Source organism: Burkholderia sp. RF2-non_BP3 (assembly GCF_001522185.1).
In the GTDB taxonomy this organism is placed as follows: Bacteria; Pseudomonadota; Gammaproteobacteria; order Burkholderiales; family Burkholderiaceae; genus Burkholderia; species Burkholderia diffusa.
Genome location: NZ_LOSU01000061.1, coordinates 26,369 through 49,404, shown reverse-complemented (window position 1 = coordinate 49,404; position 23,036 = coordinate 26,369). Strand labels below are relative to the sequence as shown.

At 56.9% G+C, this 23,036-nt stretch carries 15 protein-coding genes and 2 pseudogenes; 7 read left to right on the top strand and 10 right to left on the bottom strand.

Going from position 1 to position 23,036, the window contains the following annotated elements:
- Window positions 1–361: 361 nt before the first annotated feature.
- Window positions 362–961: an Ivy family c-type lysozyme inhibitor gene (locus WS45_RS34270; RefSeq protein ID WP_179950402.1), complete on the top strand. Its 600-nt coding sequence runs from the start codon at window positions 362–364 to the stop codon at window positions 959–961.
- On the opposite strand, the gene WS45_RS28260 is transcribed toward WS45_RS34270, so the two are convergent.
- From WS45_RS28260 to WS45_RS28235, 5 genes are all read right to left on the bottom strand, one after another.
- Entirely contained in the window at window positions 956–2,773 is a 1,818-nt protein-coding gene (locus tag WS45_RS28260) for a GMC family oxidoreductase (RefSeq protein ID WP_063888594.1), read from the bottom strand. The two genes, WS45_RS34270 and WS45_RS28260, sit on opposite strands and share 6 nt — an antisense overlap.
- A gap of 61 nt (window positions 2,774–2,834) precedes the next feature.
- The gene (locus WS45_RS28255; RefSeq protein WP_175981542.1) at window positions 2,835–3,452 is read right to left on the bottom strand and encodes a twin-arginine translocation signal domain-containing protein; all 618 of its coding nucleotides are present in this window, start codon (window positions 3,450–3,452) and stop codon (window positions 2,835–2,837) included.
- A 67-nt stretch (window positions 3,453–3,519) separates the two neighbouring features.
- Window positions 3,520–5,088: a hypothetical protein gene (locus tag WS45_RS35800; RefSeq protein WP_179950401.1), complete on the bottom strand. Its 1,569-nt coding sequence runs from the start codon at window positions 5,086–5,088 to the stop codon at window positions 3,520–3,522.
- A gap of 171 nt (window positions 5,089–5,259) precedes the next feature.
- Window positions 5,260–6,324 (bottom strand): hypothetical protein, encoded by a 1,065-nt coding sequence (locus tag WS45_RS35400; RefSeq protein ID WP_156437320.1) that lies wholly within the window; start codon window positions 6,322–6,324, stop codon window positions 5,260–5,262.
- A gap of 166 nt (window positions 6,325–6,490) precedes the next feature.
- Window positions 6,491–7,060 carry a disulfide bond formation protein B gene (locus WS45_RS28235; RefSeq protein ID WP_059524645.1) on the bottom strand — a complete coding sequence of 190 codons (570 nt, stop codon included), beginning with the start codon at window positions 7,058–7,060 and terminating at the stop codon, window positions 6,491–6,493.
- 1,750 nt (window positions 7,061–8,810) lie between these two features.
- Between WS45_RS28235 and WS45_RS35395 the strand changes: the two genes are divergently transcribed.
- Window positions 8,811–9,092, top strand: a complete 282-nt coding sequence (locus WS45_RS35395; protein ID WP_156437319.1) for a hypothetical protein — start codon at window positions 8,811–8,813, stop codon at window positions 9,090–9,092.
- A 161-nt stretch (window positions 9,093–9,253) separates the two neighbouring features.
- Here WS45_RS35395 and WS45_RS36295 read toward each other — a convergent pair.
- Window positions 9,254–9,353: pseudogene (locus tag WS45_RS36295) on the bottom strand (IS200/IS605 family transposase); the annotation flags it as partial.
- Between the two features lie 229 nt (window positions 9,354–9,582).
- Between WS45_RS36295 and WS45_RS35795 the strand changes: the two are divergent.
- On the top strand, window positions 9,583–10,158 hold the full coding sequence (locus WS45_RS35795; protein ID WP_156441327.1) for a hypothetical protein: 576 nt from the start codon (window positions 9,583–9,585) through the stop codon (window positions 10,156–10,158).
- 1,449 nt (window positions 10,159–11,607) lie between these two features.
- On the opposite strand, the gene WS45_RS35385 is transcribed toward WS45_RS35795, so the two are convergent.
- Both WS45_RS35385 and WS45_RS35380 read right to left on the bottom strand, forming a co-directional pair.
- The gene (locus WS45_RS35385; RefSeq protein WP_156437317.1) at window positions 11,608–12,912 is read right to left on the bottom strand and encodes a hypothetical protein; all 1,305 of its coding nucleotides are present in this window, start codon (window positions 12,910–12,912) and stop codon (window positions 11,608–11,610) included.
- Window positions 12,913–13,043: 131 nt separating this feature from the next.
- Entirely contained in the window at window positions 13,044–14,336 is a 1,293-nt protein-coding gene (locus tag WS45_RS35380; protein ID WP_156437316.1) for a hypothetical protein, read from the bottom strand.
- Between the two features lie 647 nt (window positions 14,337–14,983).
- On the opposite strand from WS45_RS35380, the pseudogene WS45_RS34265 reads away from it, so the two are divergent.
- A pseudogene (locus tag WS45_RS34265) lies at window positions 14,984–15,211 on the top strand (zinc ribbon domain-containing protein); the annotation flags it as partial.
- A gap of 539 nt (window positions 15,212–15,750) precedes the next feature.
- Complete coding sequence (locus WS45_RS35375) at window positions 15,751–16,143, top strand: hypothetical protein (protein WP_156437315.1); 393 nt, start codon at window positions 15,751–15,753, stop codon at window positions 16,141–16,143.
- A 1,139-nt stretch (window positions 16,144–17,282) separates the two neighbouring features.
- Here the strand turns inward: WS45_RS35375 and WS45_RS28220 are convergent.
- Window positions 17,283–17,561: an HU family DNA-binding protein gene (locus WS45_RS28220; protein ID WP_059534367.1), complete on the bottom strand. Its 279-nt coding sequence runs from the start codon at window positions 17,559–17,561 to the stop codon at window positions 17,283–17,285.
- Window positions 17,562–19,695: 2,134 nt separating this feature from the next.
- On the opposite strand from WS45_RS28220, the gene WS45_RS28215 reads away from it, so the two are divergent.
- The gene (locus tag WS45_RS28215; RefSeq protein WP_059702707.1) at window positions 19,696–20,355 is read left to right on the top strand and encodes an AAA family ATPase; all 660 of its coding nucleotides are present in this window, start codon (window positions 19,696–19,698) and stop codon (window positions 20,353–20,355) included.
- A complete protein-coding gene (locus WS45_RS28210) occupies window positions 20,352–21,383 on the top strand; it encodes a ParB/RepB/Spo0J family partition protein (protein WP_059534373.1) in 1,032 nt (343 codons plus the stop codon). The genes WS45_RS28215 and WS45_RS28210 overlap by 4 nt, the downstream gene beginning before the upstream one ends.
- 109 nt (window positions 21,384–21,492) lie before the next feature.
- Here WS45_RS28210 and WS45_RS28205 read toward each other — a convergent pair whose 3' ends face one another.
- A complete protein-coding gene (locus WS45_RS28205) occupies window positions 21,493–22,374 on the bottom strand; it encodes a replication initiation protein (RefSeq protein WP_059534516.1) in 882 nt (293 codons plus the stop codon).
- Between the last annotated feature and the right edge of the window lie 662 nt (window positions 22,375–23,036).

The window sequence follows — 23,036 nt, the reverse complement described above, 5'->3', positions numbered from 1 at the left end:
CTATCGGGACGACTGGAACCCAATTTGCATACGCTCGGTCACAACCAACAATTTCCCGTGCTGGATCAGCCATACCTGATCTGCGGTATTCGGAACCGCTGCAACACTGCATGGTGGATTGCCGTTCTTGCCGGTAGACGTGCCTTTCCGTTCAACTTCAGCACTTTGGACGATCCGGAACCAAGAAGGACCACGAAACAAACCGGGACAACTCACCTGATTTGCTGCATCCTCCCCTGCCAAGGAGCGCCGTATCATGTTGATAGTATGCTTGTCGCGCGCGTTCGCGTGCGTGGTCGCACTGCTGGTCGTGCTACCTAGCCAATCGAATCACGTTTCGGCCAGCGAGTCATCACCCACAATGGCCAACCTGGTCCAGCAATCGCCTTACGATCATGCGTGGCGGCTGATGTTGACAGGTGAGCTGGACGTGCCTCACTGGCTTGATCGCGACGAGGCCACCAGTAGCCCGGTTACCCATCGCATCATCGATGGCCAAACCTATTTGGTGGGCTCAATGTGCCAAACCCACGATTGCGCCGATCATCAGTTCTGGGGCATGCTCGACGAGCACGGTCGAGCCGCGTGGGGGCTGCTCGTCACCCGACGACCAGACGCTCCGCACCTACCAGGCGCGACCGATTTTCCGAATTTTCAGTTGCGTTGGTTTGGTCGTCCTGATCGGCAGATGCAACGCGCGCTCATCAGCATCTGGCAAGCGGGTCCAATCTGGCCCGCCTGTGCAATGCACTGCGCTTACTCGCCCCTTCCGCCCGAACACGCCGCACCACCGGACGTCAGGCGTGCTGCCAGTCGGAAAGTCCGGTTCGATCTGGACCAGTGCGGACAGGATGCCGTTCCAGTTGCGCTCCCTGTCCGGCGCGTTCTGGCGTTTGTGGCAACCCGATCGACTGCTGCCCAGTCGGTGTCACCCGATCGTGCGATGCCGGCCACGCTATAACCTTGACAGGACCCTGTCACAGGTCCGCCCCGTCATCGCCAACATGGTGAGCGTCGGATTGGCCGAGCCGATGCTTGGCATCGACCCGCATCCGACGATATACAGATTGTCGTGATCCCAACTGCGCTGATCGGCGTCCACTACTGAGTCCGACGGCGACGCTCCCATCACGTGCGTGCCGCAAACGTGGCCGGCTCCGGCGTAGTTGTAGCGCTGTCCACGGTACTCAAACGAGCAAGCCGTGCCAGCATCGACTCGCGTATGATCGCTCGCATCCAGCCGTGACATCAGCTCCTGAGCCGCGGCCCGCGCCTGTTCGAAACCCGCCTTGACATAGTCTGACAACCGATACGAGAGCATCGGCCGTGCCAAGCCCAGATGGTCGCGATGATCGAGCGACAGTTGTACCCGATTGGCTGGATCGGCGTCCTGCTCGACCAGAAACGCCAGCCGGAATTGTCGCGTCAGCAGATTATTCAGCGTCCGGACATAGGAAGCATTGCCCAACACCTGCCGCGCCGCATTCAATCCGCCTTCGTTGGTACCATACACGTAGTCCAGTCCCGTGGTATAGGGATCATTCGTCGGCCACAACCAACCTTCATTGCCAATTTCGATTCGCCACGCCGCGCGCTTGCGCCGGAATGCACCGTCCTTCAAGGATTCGATCCCTGCCGTCGACACGGGTCCCCGGTAACCATAGGCACGCACGTCGGCCGGCATTAATCCCCAAGCCAGAAACGTCGGGTGGTCCATCAAATTCCGACCGACCTGATCGCTCCGATTCGCGACCGTGATACCGTCACGCCACGGCGAATTCAGCAAAATCTTTGCGTTCTCGATGGCGTGGGCAGCCAAAATGTAGATTGCCCCAACCGCGACACCCTCACCGGTTCGCCCCGCCGTCGCAGGCACGGCAATCGAGTCGTAGGTGACATAGTGCAGGCCTGTTATACGGCCATTGTCACGATCGGCCAACACCCGGTCCACCACGGTCTGATCACGCACCTCGACATAACCGGTCGCGAGGGCTTTATCCAGTGTGTAGGCCGCATCGTATTTGGCCCGAATCGGGCAGATGGGCGTACAGTTGGTGTTCCCATGGCACACACGCCGATTGTCGTACGGCACCGAATTGCGGCCCGCCGGCGTCGGCGTCACGATCGTGGCGTGCGGTGGTGCATAGGTTTCATCGGTTAGCGGCGGACCGTCCACGCGCGACTGGATCAGCCCATCCACCCTTGACAGCGGAATCCCCGGCATCGGGTACTGATAGTCCGACGGAAAGGGGATATTCGTTGGCACCTGCGCCGCGACATCCGCCGCGACCCCAACGAGGGCTTCCGCACGCGCGTAGTACGGCGCGAGATCGCCGTACGAGAGCGGCCAATCACGCCCGTGTCCGTAACGCTCACGCAACTTGAAATCCGCTTCTCCCATCCGCAGGCAGGTGCCCATCCAGTGCAACCCGGTTCCTCCGGCGATTCGCTCGTAGGTACTTGCAAAAGGCATCGAACCGGATGCGTAGGTCAAATAGGAACGGTCAGGTTGGTCCCAGGCAAGCACCAGCGCCTGAGTCGTCGGCCGTGGCGCATTGGTGTGAGCTGGATCAAGTCGATTGGCATCGGGCGGATAAGGCGATTCCGGCGACTTGAAGGTACTTAAATAGAAATTCTCCATATAGTCTTCGCGGTTACGATGCGTCGCCGGGCCCGCCTCGAGCACTAACACTCGCTTGCGCTGCAGACCGAGCGACCAAGCCAGATACGCGCCGGCATGACCTGCGCCCACAATCACCACGTCATAAGTCATGTCTCCTCCGTTGGCCCCAGCTACTTCACGCCATCGCCCTCCGCCTGACAGAAATGCCGTATCACACGTGGATGCCGTAGTCGGCTAGCGATGGCGGGGGCTCGGCCCAGCTGCCGAAGCTGAATTGACTGAAGCCCGGGGGATGAGCCTGTGCCACTCGCCAAATCCACGCAGCCCGATAAGCGCGGCCGGAGACAATTCCGTCGACCTGATACGCCGGGTCCGTGATATGCGCGCGCGCACCGGAGTGACGATCGCACTCCGTGCCGCCGTACCAGACTCCATACAGCCACATCAGCATAGTCAGCCGTGCGAACGTTCCGACCGCATCCGTTCGTGGCAGGTTGACGCCCGCCGTCAACAGGGCGTGTGCAATCACCGCCCCGTGCATGCCGCTTGTCGACCATCGTATGTATTCGCGCTCGAGTTGGTGCAATCCATCCGGTCCCGCCCGACTGCCGAGGTCGTAGAAGACGCTCGCCAAGGCTAAATCGTCCGGCGCAACCGCTGGGTCGAGCACCGAATGCTCAATGCCCAGCAGTGCGGCTGACAGGTCGACAAACGCCGCCGGCGCGCGACGGCCGGGAGGCATATCGGCCCGGGCCCATACGGGCAAAGCGGGGGCCAGCAACAAGCCGCCGAGCGCACCAGCGCCATATAAGAACTGTCTTCGGGTCATGGCCGGCGTCATAGTTCTGTATCCCATCAAGGATCGAAGATGCGTATTCGCGCGGAAGGGGCCCCTATCAAGGAGCTGGGGCCAGTGTCCGCTCCAGACGCTGCAGAGACACGTCGCCGGAATTGCGCACGGGCGCCAAGCGCTGTGCCCGGTCCAGCGCAAACACGAAATCACCGGCCGCACCTGTGGCCATCGACGCATCGAGATGGCAACCAATACAGCTCGAGGTGACGCGCGGCGCCCCGCCAGCCCGATTGAACTGACGTGGCTGCCACGGATCGACCGGTCCGGGTGCGAGCACCACGCCCGTCATCCGGTCGTCGCTCGGCACGGCTTTCCCGTTAGTCGTCTGCTCGCGGGCGTGAAAACCTGGAATGTACGTTTCCATCGTGGTATTGGCCAGCAACGTCGGGGTCGGCGCGCCGTCGGGATCAGCGCGCCCTGATGCGTCAGCAGACTTGCCCGCGGTCGGAAACTGAACGTCCACCAGGAAATAGTGATCCCATACGGTCTGTCCTTCGTATTGCCGCAACGCACGCCTCACCGCACGATTAGCCTCGATCGCCCATGCGCCAGGAGCCGCAATCCTCACCAGTTGTGTCGGAGCTTGACCTGGCCGTTGCGGATTCCACGGCTGGGGCGGCAAAACATTGTATCGGCAGGCAGGCTGACCGCTGACCGACGGACAACGTGTGGGATTAAAAAATGAATAGGGACGCACCGGCGTTCCCATCTTGAAGTCAGCCAGCCACGGCGCGTTGTCCCGATGTTCGAACGTGGACCAGACACCCTGCGGCGCGGATTGCGTGAAATGGACGATATGAAAGCCAACGAGGCCCATCGTCCGGACCTCGCAGTGCGCCGTGACCGTCGGTTCGTCATGAAACGCCCCACCTGGTGCATCGTAGACGTATGCGCGTACTCGATAGAAGGTCAACGGATCATCGTGTGCGTCGAGGATTTTCCAAGCCGCCTTGATGAAAATCGAACCCACCGTCGCATCATAGCGGCCACGCGGAAAATGCACTTTGCTGTGGTCACGATGCAAATCATGCGCGTCGAATTGCGACTGACCTTCCTGGGAATACAGCTGGTTCCCGACAATGTAATTAAACATCGGCCGATTAAAGTGGATGCCGTAGCGAACATAGTGCCCGGACGAATCGATCACGGGCCCCATCAGATCCGCCTGGACATATTCGTCCAGAACCATGTTGTCGCCCAACCGATCACGTCGACGTCGAAACGCACTCAATCGCGCGGCCCGCCCTGCCGCGATACAGATGTCTGGCACATCGTGTCCGCTTCCGAATGGCTGAGCCGGCGGCTGCCCCCCCGGCCGAAACAGATCGCGCGCCTCGGGATAAACTTGCCAGACAGCGGTATAGCAGCCTGCGTGATCGTCCAGACCACGCATCGTACTGGGTTCTGGAAGCGGATGACCGTCTGCGCCGGTCGCCGCCGGAAAATTCAGCGCCATAAAGTCCTGCCAAGCGAACTGCGCATACGCGCGAGCCCGTTCGGCGTAGCTATGCCCCGTGTCGGGAGCAATGTCGCCAACTGGTCGGCAATCATAGGGGGCCGAATAGCAGCCATTAGCAAAAGGCGACCCGGAATATGCCAAAGTCGCCATCACGACCCAACGCCACCGACTCACGCAGTCCTCCTGTACCGGCTCAGCGGCATCGCTCTATAATAACCAAGAACGACACACGAAACGCCTATTACATACAGCTTAGGACTGCTGCCCATGGGTAGGGGAGTTGCAAACTGCGGGCAGTACTCCACAATATGCTCGGCCGACATCTCAATTCGAGACCTCGACAAATGCTAGCGCGCGCTTCCTATCACCGATATATCCATCACCGCTCAAATTTTGCCGCCGGGCAACAACCGCCTCGATCATTTCCGCCCGCGTGGCGGCAATAGCACGCTGCCTCAAAAATACATCAGCACCCTCCATCCATGCCTTCGCAATCTCGAAGGACGCCGCATCATAATCAGTGTGCCGCCCTCCCTCCATGACGGAAACCAGTCGACAAATCAGTGGTCCACAGCTATTCGGGTTGTCCTCCCCCTGAATATCCTGGGAAAGCCACCTTATCTCTTCACCATTACCGCCCACCACCTGCTCAACAAGCCACTGGATAGTATTCCTCAACTTGCGCGCCCCAGAAGATTCGTTGTTGGCCAACATACCACGCGTATCCACGACCGTCGCGTACGATTTCCCATTCCGGTCTCGCTCAAATGCAAGCAGCAAAAAATGGTTCTCACTTTTCGATATAAGTGGCACCCAAAGCAAGGGGTGAACTCGATGCTCCTGTTTCCATGCCTGCACTGCACTAGTGAAATATTCCGGGTCGGCGCCATGCTGCGCCACCCTATCCGCGCCAATGTCGACCACGGCATCGAGTGCCAACGAGACAGTAGCGAAATAGGCACTTACTTCATCGGTGGTTACCTGCCGCGCAAAATTCAGCAGCGATTTTTCGTCGTGGATATCAGCCGCCTCTTGCAGCCGCTGATCGATTGCATCGCACTCTTTCGAGCTGAGCAAGTCGTCGCTCGTTCCACCGTCGTTTCGCGCAATTTGCGCGCCAAGATGCAGCAGTGCGACAGGCATCCCAAAGTTGCCATCCGGACGATCACGCAAAACTCGATATAGATCCGCTAATTTGGCACCAAATGCATCAAGCACACCAAGCGATACCTGATCATCCCGATATAGGGATAAAATCGTATTCACCGCACGGCGCGCCGAATCGAGACTTTGCCGACACGCTGCAATATCGATCAGGACATCGAGCGCCTGCATCGCATCATCCATGTCGTCCCAGAAACGGACCGTATCAGCCAATTCATCGATCAAACATTTTTCATCGGGACACTCTGCGTTGTCACAGTGCCGTCGTGCGGGGCCTGTCGCCTTCGTCACATTTGGGGCAATGGCCGGTCTTTTTGGCCAAACATGGATAGACTCCGGCATTTCTCCCTCCGACACAACGTAAATAGCCTCATCGCCTGCATTACGCCGGTTAGCCGAACAACATGTACGAAGTCGGATTTGCCACGCAAAGTCCAGCACCACACTCAAGCGCCGTCGACACCGCATTTCCCAATGTCAATACAGCAAATAACACGACGGCTATCAGCGCCATTCCGCCGAGCGAATGCGTCGTCGCTGCCTGCCCCGAACGAATCTGATTGCCTTCTTCGTAAAATTGGCTGTCGAACAGCATCATGAACGCGACGCACATGACAATGGCCACGAATCCCAAAAACGCTGCCACATACATATGCATGCCCCACACCTCGCCACCATACGACCCGGAACCAGGCACGATATGAAGCAAGGATTGCCGAGCAGACACCCCGCCCCCTAACAGGGCGCCAAACAACGTAATCGCATAGTGGCTGGGCCGCACATCAAACCGCAAATTCAGCGCCAACCCCATCCCCGCTGCAATATATCCGACCCGCTGCAACAAACATAACGGACACGGCAAATCGTGATAAACAATCTGCTCAATGAACGCCACCAACAAAATTGCGTTGATTCCAAAAAGCCCCGCAATTACAAGTGCACGCGAATAGACCAGCCGCATACTCCACCCCATCTTAAAATTGCCCCAAAATCCGAGACAGTTCATTGTCTAACGAAGACTCCCCGGCAAAAATCAGATAAGGCTGATTTTGCGAAAGAGAATTCACATTCGCTACTCCACCGCGTGACGTCGCATGCACGCCCACAGGCCAGCGACCCATATCCATAGGCCCACGCCAATCGCAGCCCGCTGCTGATGCTGTCCCACTCCATACGTGCATGGCAATTCCTAAGTGACCAAGATTCACGAGCAGGCCCGTCACGTCAGTATTGCGCACTGAGATGCCCCCCCGTCCATCGATCCGACATAAGTTGCCAATCGGAAAGGCCGCCATATTAATGCCCCATCAGGCCGAGCAGCCATCCCCAGCGCCCCCGTTCAACACCATCGCCAGGATTACGCACACGTCAACTCATCGCGTCTGTCCTTGACCCGCTGGTTGCGTGACTTCACCCTGCGCAAACATGACAACGATAGGACACCACACTCGAGGCGCCGCTCCACCACTGCTGAACTGGTCACGAACCATACGCGCGCACGGCGTCTGTTGCGAGCGGCAAACTACTATACGGCAGCCCCGTTCAATTAACGCTCCAGCCTGTACCCTGCTGCGGCCCCCTCCACGGACCTTTTCCTCGAAGCGCCCAGCATCTACCGCACCGCGCCTACCTTAAGTTTCGCCTCACACGAGCTCTATCGTACCTTGAGCGCCATTTTTCCCGCCTTTTTTGACCTCCTTGATCAACCCGCCCCCTTGGAAAAACAATAAAGGCGCTTCAGATTGATCGCCGAATCCCGGACAATCGCCTTGGCGAAGGTTCGTCGATATCGGCATGTGCCTGCCCAACAAATACGATATCGACACGCAGCAAGCGACAAGGTGATTTGAGGCGCGGCAACACCTGCTGTGCGCTACGCACCCGACGAAGATCGCACAACATATTGCATGCGCGACGATCCGGGGCTGTCGCCCGCACGGCGCGGGGCGGTGGCCCGGCACACCGGTCACCAAGCCGACCAAAGGCTTGCAGCACCATGCCGAGGCGCTTGGTCTCCTGCCGACTCATCGCGAGACATTGCCGGACCGCCACGACACATTCCCTTTCCTGCGTCCGATGCGACAAATAGGCCTTGAACGATAAGTGACCCACGACGATCAGACTGGAGCCCAGTATCGTGACGAACAACAGATCAGGCGTCAGACCAGTGACAAGCGCATTACTCAATGCCTCCCCCATCGCCCCAAAATTGACTGAGACCACGGAATGGCACGAACCAGTCATCGCATGAGCACGACCTTTGCCACGCTGACCTTGGGCGCACATCGCAGGACGGCCTCCGATCCACGCATCCGCGCCAGGTAAGACTCGGCGCGCCATTTCTGTCCGCACCCGACCATTCCAGGAATCAGAAAAACACCTGAGTAGCCTCCCGCACTCGCCCCGCCCGTCGGCCCCACGCATCCCACGTCCCCAGACCCACTCCAGCCACCTGCAAATTCCACCCGATTTTTCAGACGCCATCACCACACTCCACCTTAAAACCACTCAACCTGGACCGCACGACACCACACCCGCGGACCAATCACGCCACGCAACATTGTAAGTTGTTTGTAATGGCAATTGAAATCCGCAAGCACATGACGCCTTGGGCGAGTTGACCCGCGCCATCCCCGCGATCGAAATCGAGTAGCGCAAGCCTTGGGAAATTTGGTGATGTGCAGCTGTTGCCAACTTGGGAGTGCCACAAGATGATTGTTTCTCGCCTAGCCGCCTATCTCCGCGGATATCATAGTCGGGTGGTGATTGCCTCGCCCCGCACGCTTCGCCCACCCTTTCGTTTCTCGCACTTCGCCACGCACCTGCGGAAGGTCAACAATACCGATCGCTGCTTTGCTCGTAGCGCCAAGATGATGCAACAGGATCCTCAAGCGGCACGAGACCGACTTCGCTATTTGATGAGGCTTGGCAACGGCGCCCGCGTGATCGCTGTGAAAAAGAACATCAACGAACTAGAACTCACGGCCTTGTGACCGCGAAATCCACTCAGATGGCCACCGATATTCTGCTGAAAGAAGGTGCCGCAAACGACCAAGAATTGTCCGCCGTAGCCGGCAGAATTGCGGGTTCAGCAGATGTGCGGGAAGCCCCGGAGTTTAGTCCGGGGGCAGGAGCACGGACGCCGCAGGCGTCCTTAATGGGGCGATTGCTGTTCCAATATATAGTCGAAAGATATCTATCGGCGCGCCGCCACACGATGACGCGAAATCCGAGGGGGACCACAGTACGCCCCTGCGCCTGAGCCAAGGATGGAAGTCTCCAAACTGCTGCCGCAATTTCACATTCAAATATCGAACGCTTTCCGGACCGGGAGTTCGATAACGCTTGCGGCATGCGCGAGTAGCGGGAAATCCGGCAGCCAGCCGGCTACCGTAAGCCAATTTCACTATATTCCCATGCGGCGAATCAGTGCACGCAAACGCTTGACCACGCACCCATTTTGTTCGCCCCGCGCCCTCTGGAATGCGCGAATTCAACAATTCCAGCTCCAGCGTGACTGTTAAAGTCACCTTTTTAACCGATATCTTGGGCTATCTCATGCAACTGACTTCTTGTAACTCACGCGCACCGTCGGCACCAATGCGACCAACAGACAATCCGCCGCCTTACGACAGCATCGACGTCAGTCGTCCACTGCTCAAGGGAACTGTCACATATATAAGAAACGGCCAGTGGAGACTGTCGTCGGTTGACGCGTCCCCTGATCAATACGGCATAACAACTGAATCATGCAAGAACCTTATCGAGGACATGACCACATTAACCACATATGTAAAATTTAGCGACTCACTTTCAAACATGTCGGGGAATCACTTCTATATCGATTGCAACAACGAACTAGTTAAACGCCCCAATTACCTTAAACACCGACTAAAAATGCGAAGCTCTGAAGTCTACAAGGCGCAGATTGACTTCACACGAAAAATACTTTCGTCGACCGATCGAAGAAAAATCAAAAGCGCTATTTCTAAATATACCCTGGAATTTGTTAAAAATATTAAAAAGACGATAACCACAGGCGACATTGAAATACTCTGAATTCGTCTGAGCGCGCCAAGTGGCAAAGAATATGAACAGGGACTAGAGAAACACTGATTGTGTGACACGTGCTGCTGCCCATAGCGTGTTGGACAATCAGTGATACCCTAGATGCACAACCCGCATGCAAATACATCCTCGAGGGGGGGCAAGCCTTGACGCGCGTGAACAGCCGTTCCACGAACGTCCGCGTCCGCAAGCCCCTATTTTCATGCAGCCAAGATGAACGAACGCATTGCGCTCGCGCAGACTGCCGACGACTACGCCATGCTGCTGCCCTGAGCCATGCCCGCCGAATGGCGCTGAGTCTCTCGCTCCACACCACGACTCTGACAGGCGTCATTAATTGACCGCGTACATACCACCTGCTAATACGCCCTTCTTCTGTGGAATGCGGTCCAGCACCGACGAGCCCTCTCGGTGAACACTGTCACACCGATCGTCGTAACACGCCCCTTACGTCACCGTCCATCGTTAGCACTTTTGCGTCGCTCTCACAATCGGGTGACATGCACACCTTCCGAGGCAACGTCGGCGGCGACTAAAGGATGTGCATTAGAAACGTAATTCATCATTTTGCACAATACCTGCAGCCCCAAACAGCGGGCGAGCTGCCTCGCATAAGCATGCTCATCGACTCGGTCGCTCGCCTCTGACTGCCCCTCCCCCGTCTCCGCACACGTCACGTCGGCAGTGAAGTCAGATGTTGATCGTTCTGGATCTGCATGCACCGTCGCTCGGGTCGCATACCGATGTCTGGCACCACCTGCGGACACCCCACTCGTCGAACACTGCGCCGTCCCTTCGATATTCGACACGGATGGCGATCCGCCTGGTAGCCCACTTTCGACAACACGCATCGCCGCCAGCGAGGTCAACTCTTCATCCATCACGTCCCGACAAAACGCGACGGTTGAATGAAATAGATCACTCCGTTGATCGACGTGAAGCCAGCCATCACACTTGCTATTAAGCATTCCTCTCAACCCGACGGAAACCTCATTTAGCGAGCTCGCGAATGCAGATCTAGCGGACGCTGACGGTAATGATGATGCCCGTGGCATCATCTGACGAGATTCTGTAGTTCGTGCAATCATGGCAATGCTCCCCAAAAAATGGCTACATGAAGACGACGAAAATACTCCGATCACCTATGGCCATCGGCCAGCCTGAGCGCAGCCCACCGCACCGTCAGCGCCCGATCCATCAGATACTCCCCGTTCATTCCGTGGTGCCTTGCCCGACAGTTCATCTCAATTCCCCACCGTGCGGGTTTACCTTTTTTCCCGGATCATTTGCACGTAGGTATCTGCCGGCTTCGCCGCGAACCTGATCAAGCGCTGACTTGCCCGGCAATTTTTTGATCAGTTGAAATTTGAGAGAGCGGCTCCACTACGGCAGTCAAAATGTACCGACGTGTTTGAGTCAATATCACGCAAACCGCGTAAGCTAATGTGGCATTGGGAAAACCTGACACTGATCAAAACCGGTCAGCAACTCCTTCAAGAGCACAACGTATAGTCCATTGCTCCGCGGTACTACTCCGACCACTCTGAACATGCAGCAATGCGCCAGCAAACGTTCAGATTTCTCGGTTACAGGCTGCCAAGCAGCCGGGACCCGAAAGGCGGTCTTTCCGGAAATCTTAAGCAGGACAGGCGAAGAGGCCGTCGCTTCGATCGCCCCTGTATATTCTCTCGCGAGTGACTCGACTGGCGTACAGGACCATAACCGACCAGGCCTCACCGCGATCCTCGTATCGCGCCCCCATTTACGGAGTTGCGCGAGGCCACCGCGAGACACGGCGTGACCGCGATAGAGCTCCTGAGACTGGGGATATGTGCGCCCGTGCTTGTATCGCTCATTGAGGTATTCTTCAAGCTGAGCACGATCGATGTAACGCAAGAGATCCTCGATCTCGTCACGATCTACACGCCCACCTTTCTTAAAAATATCTGGGCCATGACGAGCCTCGAGTGCCTGCACAACCGCCTTCGTCAACTTTTCCGTATCAAAGGCCACCTCATCCCAGAGCAATCGATTAATCACATGCGCGCCCACATCGGTCGAATAGATATTGCCGAATGCTCGCTCGTACCGTCGGATCACCGTCTCCGATTCGAATGGCGGACGCACCAACTGGACATCCGCACGCTGCCGTGCGTTCCTGATCTGCTGACGGCAAGCTTCGATGCATTCGACCTCTTCCGCCAATTGCGCGCACTCTCGAACTAAATTGCTTTGCTCTTGCATTAACGAGCGATCACGATCAATCAGACGCTTCCGAACCCGCTCAACCGTGGCGGGTGATCCGAAGTCACGCGTGGCACGCTCACACCGCCTACGATAAGACGAAGATGTCAACCGGTTCCACCAGTCGCGCCAACCAGCCTCGCGTTGCATTAACGCATGATCGTCCAACATGACCATGCCGCTGTGCAATGATTTCAGGTCAGTTAGGTGATTCTGAATACCATCAATATGCTGTGCAACGCGTCTTTGCTCCTTTTCCACACGGTCATGACGGCTCGTGAGCTTCTTTGCGACAGCGCCGCACGCCACCTCAACCGTATCAAGCCGCGCGTCGCGGCGCAGACTTATACCCATCCCGCGTCGCTCTGCAATCTCATTTATCGATTGCCTCACAGAGCGCAGATCTCCAACCAGGACCGACAACAACTCTTTCGTTGCTAAAGCAGAAGCGACAGGAGATGGCGAGTGCTGCAACTGTGACGAACCCGCGAGTCGATCCATGATTGCGTGCATCAATCGTCAGCATAGCCCTCGGCGTCAACGCCGAAACGGCCAGCCGTTGCGACGCCGTTGCCGTGCGGCTTCGATTTGTCGGCTCGTCAACTCCACCCCACAACTTGTCATACGCTCCATCATGCGTCTGTCCGTATATATCGAACTAGCTCAACCGATGGCGCCTCCGCGCCCGATCGCATACGCACCGCCTCACTCAGTTCGAGCGGAAGGCGAAGAACATCATGGACAATGACGCCCATCATCATGTTGGCAATCGGGTAACCCGATTCATCTGCCACGACCACCGCCCGCATCGCTTGCTGCAACGCACCCGCAACAAGAATCTGTATGGAAGCTGCCCCGGTTCCAGCCGTTCCACGCATGACGATATCGTCATAGTGTGGCGTGCGCATCCACGCCCGGTGGCTAACAATTTCCCGAGACGCTCGGACGTCTCGATTCGCAATCCAAAAGAGAAACCACGTCTGGCCGGAAGCGTGACCAATAGCGCCGAGCGTGTCGGCCGCAAACACACCGCCCAAGCTTCCGATCGGGTATGTCAAGGCCAACGGGGTAACCAGTGATAGACTGCCTACGCAGCTCGCAAGGGGCATCAGCAACATCCATGCCGATTCTGGTCGCAATGGACGCGGCCCGCAATCGCGCAATGCATCGGTCACAATCGCTTCGATCCAGGAAAGCACGATGTGATGTATAGCCCCCCCCATCACAATAAGACACGGGGTCGGCTGCTCGGCCATCAGTTCCGCCATGCTGAAAAGGCCCGCCACGCTCAAAAGACTGCCCACGCCCCCCGACACCACCATCCAGATGGCTTGACGTCCGCGATCTCCAAATCCGAAATAACGGGCCATTCGGCGCCCAAGATAAGCACTGGACGCGCCAACCGACAACGGGACCATGAGATAACCGCCAATGCAACCTACGGCTTCGGGAAGCTGTTGAACAACGACGTCAACCAAACTGCCACTCATTCTTGCAATGAACTGCACTGCCGCGCTGACAAGAAGGTGCGTGCCCCACGCCGCGCCAACCCTCCATGCAGACAGCGCGACGGGTCGATCGCCGACTTCCTGAGCGCGTTGTTCTATCGTGACATCAACCTCATCGGCGCCCCCCCTAGGCGCGATGCGACGCCGCAGACCAGTAGAAGCCAGGATCTCGTTCGATGATGAAACTTGAGCAAGCGGGCACAATTCGACTGCCCCGCCTGCCCTCGAATAACGCGACGGCACCGGATACTGTTTCTCAAGATGTCGGACGTACTCAGCAATGCGACTGATATGCTGTTCCAGGACAACACGTTCGCCGATGCGGTGGGCGCGTTCTTGTTCGATAGCACCGAAGCCTGACGCCGAGTCATCCGCATTCGCTTCGACGGAAGGCGACGCATCCAGGCCGGTTACCACGCGCCCTCGTGAATCGGGCCATTCGTCCAGGTTCAGCGACCTTCGGCGACGAGCAGGATCTGATACTGTCGCATTTTCCGATTGCTTTCTCGACGTGCTGGCTGTGAGGCCAACCGATGTGAGTCGTGCCTGAATCTGGCTACGTTGAGCGTTCGCTTGAGCAACTTTAGGGTCAAGGGTCTGCCATTTGTGTGCGAGGCTCCTCCGAAGTTGTACCGCTCCATAGCGGACTGCAATTGCGGCGGACTCACTCGTCGGGATCCAGTCAAACTTGGGCAAGCCGTGCCGTTGCGCAATCTCATTCAGGTCCTGCACGATGAACTGCAGCTCGCTTGTGATAGTCGAACTACGCTTACGTTGTTCCGATGGAAGAGACCAGCTTGCACGGCGTACACGAGGCGGCGAAGTCGAAAACCATGTGTTCACGATCGCCCCCACACACTATGCCAATCGATCGGCAGATGGTCCCCCATCGCACACGGAGCAAATCCGCAGAAACCGCACCTCAGCGAGAATCCAGTGCGTAACCGTCGCGTCGTCGGCATACGCGGCGACCTTGATCGAATCATATGGCTCTCCCTGACGCTAGTCATCGAGCAACCCGACGGGGCTGCCGCACCCCGTGCCGTCCCCGGCAAAGATGCTGCTTCGAGTTGCGTCGCCAACTGGGCTACAAGCTGGCATGGAACGACGGCTGACTTATTGCGGTGCGGCCCACGCACACAAGCCGAACGTGTCCGGCGTGCGGCTGCGTAAGCGCGGAGAATCGGCTTACGCAGCCGCGGTTCGCCTGTATCGAATGCGGTTTCGAGGAAAACGCCGACGTGGTCGGCGCGATCAATGTCATGGCGCGGGGACACCGCGTTGCCGCCTGAGGAGAGTCGGTGCAGTCGAGCCCCTCCGTGAAGCAGGAACCCGCCGAGGCGATGTGAAGCAAGCATCATCGTTTTGGGAGCGGTAGGAATCCCATGCATTCAGGCCGGAGATGTCAACAACGAGGTCTCTGCAGACCAGTGCACATCCCGTGATCGCGTGTCACCATCGTGGCGCGAGATCCGCCAGTCCAGCCCACATTGCGCGCCTCACGGTCACGCCAAAGCCGATTGATCACCCAACGAATTCGGAAATCACTGGCTGGAATCGCATGACATACTGGACAACGTAGGCGATTTATCTACGCAAAGCTTGTCCGTATCGCTCACTGCTTTGAAGTGATCCGCCCCATCGAATCACACCCGTAATCATTGTCACTTGACACGAGCAACGTGGATAACCCATGGTTAGCATTTGGTGCATCCCCTCCCTACTCCGCTGCCCATTGTCGTTCGATTGGCGGCCAAGGCTGCGCGCGCTCGCACTGGCAGGTGGGCTCCTGGGACTCGCAGCGTGCGGGCCAGTCATGCGATCCGACCGGATGAACGAACAGGCGGGCACATTGCCGCCGCTCGCGACAGGACTGCGCCGTTGGCATCTGCACGTACCCGTCAAAACCGACGAATCAAACTGGACGGTGCGGCTCATCGCACGCACGTGGGAGGCAGAAAGCTGCAACGACGCGCCCTATCGTGCACAGTGGATTCCGATCGCCCCTTCCGGACCTACCGTACGTTTTTTTGTGTTGCACGTGGAGCGACCACAACCGCGTCCGGGCATGCTCGCGCCGTGCCCGATGAATCCGCCTGCCTGGCATGAAGCACAGGGGCGATTGACGCTCCCCTACGATAGTCAGCATGATTGGGTGGTCGATGCGCCGTCGGCTTGGTCGCTGAGCTTTGAGTTCGAGTTGACTGTTCGCAACTCCCGATAAATTCTTGCACCAGCGAAACGGCAGGTTCTGATTCACATCGTGCAGGCGCGCCACCATCGAGCCCATCTTGCCCAGTGGAGAAGGCCGCCGAATCCCAGGACGCGGAGCAACTTCTTAAAATAAGAGGTGATCTTGTGACTTGTTTCAAGCCTAGGCATAACGTGGAAGGCGTTGAAATTCTGTCTGAACTGCAGCAGCGGCGGCGTTCCATCGAAGAGAAACTGACGATTGTGCAAGAAGCGTTCGCAGCGAGAGACGGACTCAGGCGTAGCATGACGGCACGGCGTGAATGCGAACCCGGTGTTCGGGTAGCACCGGCAGAAAGGCCGAACACTAACACTCGGCACTGTTCAGAAAACCCAAGCGGTTCAAGCCCCCGGTTGTTCCACTTACCCAGCTCTCCGAATTTGCGCAGCCACCTCTCACCTTTGTCGGGTCTCGTTTGCGAAAAGTTTCTACGTAGAAACTTTTAGTTGAAGGAGGCATTGACATGCGCCCTGGGTGGAAAGCCGCTTTGCCCTATGGATTCTTCCAGTCCGTGTGACCGGATATAGCATTTGCGACCTCAGTCAGCTGATGGTGGGTCGCACATCCGATCGAATTGGCAAACCAACGTCCGGTATGTTGGTGCACTGCACTTGCTCCAGCGCATCGAGGTAGCGTTGACGTCCCCGCCTAAAGGCGGGGACGTCAAATGTCGTGCGCGGCTGGCGTCTTTACCGAAAGGAGGCGCACGTAGGCCGACCAAGGCAACGGAACGCCTAGGGGATGGTGTTCAGGTCAAGCGCACTGTTCGCGATCGCTTTTGATGATTTGGGCGATTGTGCAGACAGCGTCTGCACAATCGGGGCAGCCGGCCGGCTCAAGTAAAACGCGCATTTTGCGAAATTCCGCCAACCGAAGTCCCGGCCGAATCGCTCCGACAAGTCGGCACCCAAGCGCCGAATCATTGCCTCGCCATAAGCAACCCCTCCTTCGCCACCCTGTTCGAATTCCACGATCCGTCACCCGATCTCTCAATAAGTCACCGTCATCAGAGCATTCACGCTGCGTGCGGCTGCAGTGCGCATCCACGCAACGACCCCGGAAATCTCACGGGTGCAGGCCTGCATAGGCGGCGTGACCCGCATCACGCTGCGTCACGACGCGTTCACCGCATCCTTGAACGCCTTACCAGCGGCGAACTTCACAGTGTTCGCCGCTGCAATCACGATCTCCGCACCTGTCGTGGGATTTCGACCCGCACGCGCCGCGCGCTTCCCCTGCGAGAATGCCCCAAAGCCAATAAGTTGCACAGCTTCCCCGCGGCTCACTGCGTCTGTGATGACATCCAGTAACACCTGAACGGTTTTAGCCGCCTCACTCTTACTGATGCCCGAGCCGATAGCGACGGCGTCAATCAGTTCCTGCTTGTTCATAGACAGTTCTGCTCACGAAGTAAAAGTCGCACCCTACCGCATACCGCTGCTAATAGGCAAACCGGCGGGAATCGGAAGGACTGAAAATCACGCCGTCCTGCCGGCATGCCGTGCACTTTCGCCGTGACCCCGCCATCGAGACCGAACATCCGGTGTTATGCCGCAGATCGGTGCATCGTGCAAACGCAATGTCCAGCCGTTAACCATCATGTCAATGAGCCGGTGTTGTCCGTAAAAATTCGCACTCAAGCCTTAATGGCCCCAATTCGGTGTGCGGCACTTTCCTCAGAGCAATTTTGAGAATTCCGGTAGCCCCCTATCCGTTGCAGTGCATCTTGTGCTTCAGGGTCGAACGGACTTCCACGCAAGCGCTGCGCGACAACCGTCTTGCACCGAGAACGCTCAAAAGCGGCCGAGTGGCGATCATGCGCCGATCTGACCCGCAACGCCCGAAAGGGATCCATGAACGCAAAACTACAAAACACGTATCAAACAATACATTTTCATGATGAATGAGCTATTCGACGAAATTGCAGCGTGTGACGGAAACGTTCGCGTTCGGAGACGCGCCACATCGTGAAACATCACGATGAATCACCGCTTAGATCAGCGGAAAGCCCTGTCGGACGGCCTTCGCACGGGAGTGCCGGTTGTTGGAAGATTGTTTCACGACATTGACCATATCTTCGCGCTTTCACCCCGGTTTCGATGACCACTTTCGGTTTTCTGAGATTCGTGACTTCGGCTTCGCGTTACTCTGGAGCGAAGGTCACAAGGATTTCCCGGTAGGCGATGGGGGTCGACAAGGCAGCCCCATTGATGCGACCCTATTTATTAAGCATTCACCGCTTGCCACCGCGGTCGAATTGCCGTTGGGATCGCGAAATCAACGATTTCGTGCCGCCTTCGACCCGAGTGCAGCGCGCTGTCTCGGGTCGCGAGTCTGAGCCTAGCTTGGCTTGATCGGCGTGGCTGTCGACCCGCATTCAATAGAACCGTTCATCACGAACGACTTCGGACTGAGTCGCCAGCCCAATACGCGTATCGCTGGACGCTCTACCCGGCCAACCGGGTTGGGAATTGATGCAGTGCAGCGAGTTCTTGGCCAAGCATCACTCCAGACGGCGTCCATCTACATCAGGACCGAGCAACAGTGCATGATAGAAGAGGCATCGTGATATTTCGGCAGATGATCGCCCGCTTCTTCTGACGAACAGACATGCGTCCACCCGCCAGCATGGTGGGCGCTCTGTCATTTCGGACCGCGCCCAGTCCGTACGAATCCCTAGATAAAGCCTGACCTTGAGAGAAGTCCCTGTCGAAGTCAAACATAATCTGGCAGTTTGGGACGAGTGCAACCCAAAAGTCCTAGATTATCTGGGACTTAACGCAGCCGGTTCTATCCGCTCTGCATTTCCGCAGTCACGCAGCCAGTCGTGTTCAAGACGCACACTCAGTATATAAGGCGCCCCCCCTGGCCGAGGGACCCATCATCTCAATCTAGCGCAGAAACCAATCGATCCTCTTGGACTATTCAATTCGCGAGACTCCGCGGTGCCATCGTTTCAAGCGGGATGCGAGCTCCCAGTTTCAACGTAGAAACTATCCGGCCCCGGCCTTCGAGCGAAGCCCCCAAACGAGCGAACCTGAATGCCCCCAGCGCATCCAGACCGTTGCACGCGCGATGTAGCGCTCCGCCACGTCAGTTTCTACGTAGAAACTGCCCGCCCAACAGACGACGCGGCCGCTGTTGATACGAAGATGAAAAATGCATGCCCTGGAGATCGAAAAAAATTGACGTGGCAGCTCGTAGGCAATCCCACACCCATCATCGTCTTTATGTGACACGACTGTTCGCCAAAATTCGATTGATGCCGCGAGGCTTTGTCGTGACCTAAGCTTTCCCGTCTTCGTCAGCGCGACTAATTTCCACGTAGAAACTCACGGGACGGCTGAGAAGAATTTCCATAGTGCATGGCTTGTTTGCATCCTAGGGTAATAAATTTCATCTCCGAATCAGTCGTTTTTCTTGATGTTTTACGCAAGTCATCCTAAGATTGGCCGCAGTCGACCGGGGGCAGTTTCTACGTAGAAACTGCCCCCGGTCCAAGTTTCGTTTCGACAAGGAGAAAACATGGCGGCGAAAATTATCGCAGTCTTCAATCAGAAAGGGGGGTCGGGGAAGACGACGACATCCACCAATATCGCAGGCGCATTTGGGGTGCGAGGCTATCGAACACTGCTCGTGGACTTGGACGAGCAGGGCACCGCGACGCTCTCTGTCGGTGCAGCCCCGGATGATCGGCCGTATCCCGCTGCTATTTCGAACCTCGCACTTAGCCCGCGCCCCGATCGTGAGATTGCAAAATATGTCAATGATTACGACTTTATTGTCATTGATTGTCCGCCGGCCATCAAATCCGCGGCCCCCTCTGTAGCCCTGCTCATCTCCGATCTGGGACTTATTCCGATTGCCGCATCGGGCGGCAACTTGTGGGCCGTTCAAGAGGCCAAAAAGTTGGGAATGGAAGCGCAGATACGAAACCCCGATCTCAAACTTCGATCATTTGCGAACATGAATCAAAACGTGACGATCGTGAAGCAAATCTTCGAGGCAGCAGCAGGCGACGACGAACTCCCGATGCTCAAAACCAAGCTCGGTTTTCGCACCGCGTACAAGGAAGCTGAGGTGTCCGGCGCAACGGTCCTTCAACTTCGATCTGCGAAGGCAGCTCATAAAGAACTGAATGATCTTGTCGACGAAATTCTCGAAGTCCTCGAGGTGCGAGCATGACGAAGAAGGATTTTTCTGCTGCGCTTAACGCCGGCGTGAAGCGTGACCAGACGATGCGAGAAGCGTCCGCGCCTTCAAGGTTCGACCGTGTCGATGAAGCACTGAGTGGGCGGAGCAGTCTGTTGGCGCCCGCCAAGGAAACTGTTGTCTCGCCCACGCCGTCCGATGCAGAAGCATATTTGGCAAACCTAGAGCAATCGGGGAAAGTGCGGTCGCGGTACATAACGATGCCGATTAGCCATATCGACGACAATCCGCTCAACAGTCGAACTATCTATAAGGAAGAGTTGATCGCCGCGCGCGCAGCCTCAATGGCGCGAGATGGCCAACTAGTCCCCGTACTCGCCGGGCGTCATCCGGACTTCGCGGATCGAGCAATCCTGATCGACGGTCAGTTCCGAAAGCTTGGGGCACTCCGCAATCGCGCCGAGACACTGGATGTCAAACTGCTTGAAGGCCTAGATCCCATCGATTTCTATCGCCTTGCTCGCGCGGCAAACAACGAGCGTGAGCAGGAAACCGTCCTGGATGTTGCACTCGGGTACAAGAAGCTTCTCGATCAGGGACACGCAAAGTCCAACGACGAGTTGGCGGTTCTCGTGGAAGAGGGAAAATCCAAGGTCAGCAAGATTCTCTCGCTGCTGGAGTTGCCGCAGTCAGTCCTTGATGTAATCGCTGCGCAGCCGAAACAATTTGGCCTTTCGACGAGCTATGAACTTACCCTGTACCTAAAGGCCACGGATGACAAGCGCACCTTGGCATTCGCAGAACGAATTCGTGATGAGGAACTTCCTTTTCAGAAGGTGAAGGCCATCCGTGAGAGCCTCGAGAATGGCCGTGCGCCACGGAAGTCGCTTTCGCGACAGTACAAGGTGTCAACTGACGACGGCGCTGAGATTGGTGCTATCAAAGAGTGGGGCGATGGGAAAGTCCGCGTCGACCTCGTCCTTGGATCGGCAGAAAAAGCTGAGGCCTACGTCGTAGCATTCAAGAAACTCCTCGCAGACGATGGACACCAACTGAAGTAGGGGCTCAATACTCCGAATCCCGCCGCCCAGGACATAGCACTTGGGCGGCATTCGCTCTGCGATGGACTCCCAACAACGTCGCTTGAGCGATCCAGTGAACCCTTGCAATTCAGCCCGCGGCAGTCGTCGCGCCACTCGCTTCCGCAAAGGCCACGTCGCCGTCCAACGCCAGCCGGCTCTGCGGATTCTGGATAAACTGGAAATCGAGCGAATTCACGGCGCGACCGAGCTTCACCGGCGTCCAGGAAATGACGAGATCTGCCTTCGCGTTTAGTTCGTTCACTGCAGTCTCAATTACTCGACGCTTGATGTCTGCAAAGCGGTATGTTGCCGGGATCTCAAGCACATGCCGGAAGTCTTCCAGAGTGATCAGGAGCCGTCCACGGTCGCGCTCTCGCATCAGCAGTTCAAGCAGGCGCCAAGAATAGAGCGACTGCAGCCCCCGTGCAAACTCAAGTTGATACGAAACAAACCGCCTTTGCAACATGAAGATATGTGGTGTCAGATCGGGGGAAAATGAAACCTCGGCCCATCCTTCGCGCTCGTGATATACCGCTTTCCATACCCAGTTCAGGACGACCTTCTTCGGGCCATCCATATAGGTCAACTGTCGCTTCTGAAGGCTGGCACATCCCTCCTTCAGTCCCTCGTACGCAGCCGTCGCTTGCTTCTCGCCAGACCTAGGAGCAAGCGCAGCAAGGGCAGCAAACTCGTCCGCTCGAACACGTACGCTCACGTAACCGTTACCCTTGCTATGCAAATACGGTGATTTCTTGCTATCTATACATCGGAGCGCGGCCATCATCACCCGCTTCTCGTTGAGAGTCAGCCCTTGTTGAGCATTCACCAGAGCGCGGCTCATGGCAACAGTGCCCCTTACTCGGCCATCCCCGTCCAGAGGCGGCTCGTCCGACGGCTCGATCTGGAGCGGTTCGATCTCAACAATCTCGACTTGGGCAGGCTCGAGCCGATTCTTTGCCTTTTTGTTCACAAAAGTGACCTTCAGCGGGAGGTGTCGCAATTATAAGGTGACATCTGCAGGGTGCAAGTCACCGTTGTGGATAACGGTCGAAATTTGTCACTCCTGGCCCGCTCTGTGTCCACTTAGGGTCGGATTGTGTCACATCAAGGTCGGTATACGTCACAGTTGTTTCACTGTGACCGGCCGGAGACCCTTAACCAGCAAGCCTCTCCGGCCGGTGACAAAGCGTTTACAAAAGGTTTTACAAACGGTTCTATAAACTGTCTTACAAAGAGAACCGATAGAAAGTTCCTCTGATGCAACCAAACCACCCCAAAACCCTTCGCGGCTTGCCGCCACGATGGCTGAAAAGTAACATTTTTCGACCCGGACCGTCCGTATAACCTTAGGTAACGTCTAACCGGATGGCAAAAAGGAGGCGCACGAACCCCAAAAGGTGACGCTTTCCGACCTCAATGCCCGAATGACACTAAGTACTCACTCACTTTTCATCGAATCTACTTGGGATGACGTGACCGCCTACGCGCCTGGGTCGGGAAATGTCACCTTTGCTCCAAGCAAGGGCAAGCACAATGTGAGAACCAGATTTGCCGCGCGTCAGACGCACGTTATAGGTCGGAATATGTCACCGCCGCACTGGTACTTGGGTCGGAATTTGTCACCGTTAGATC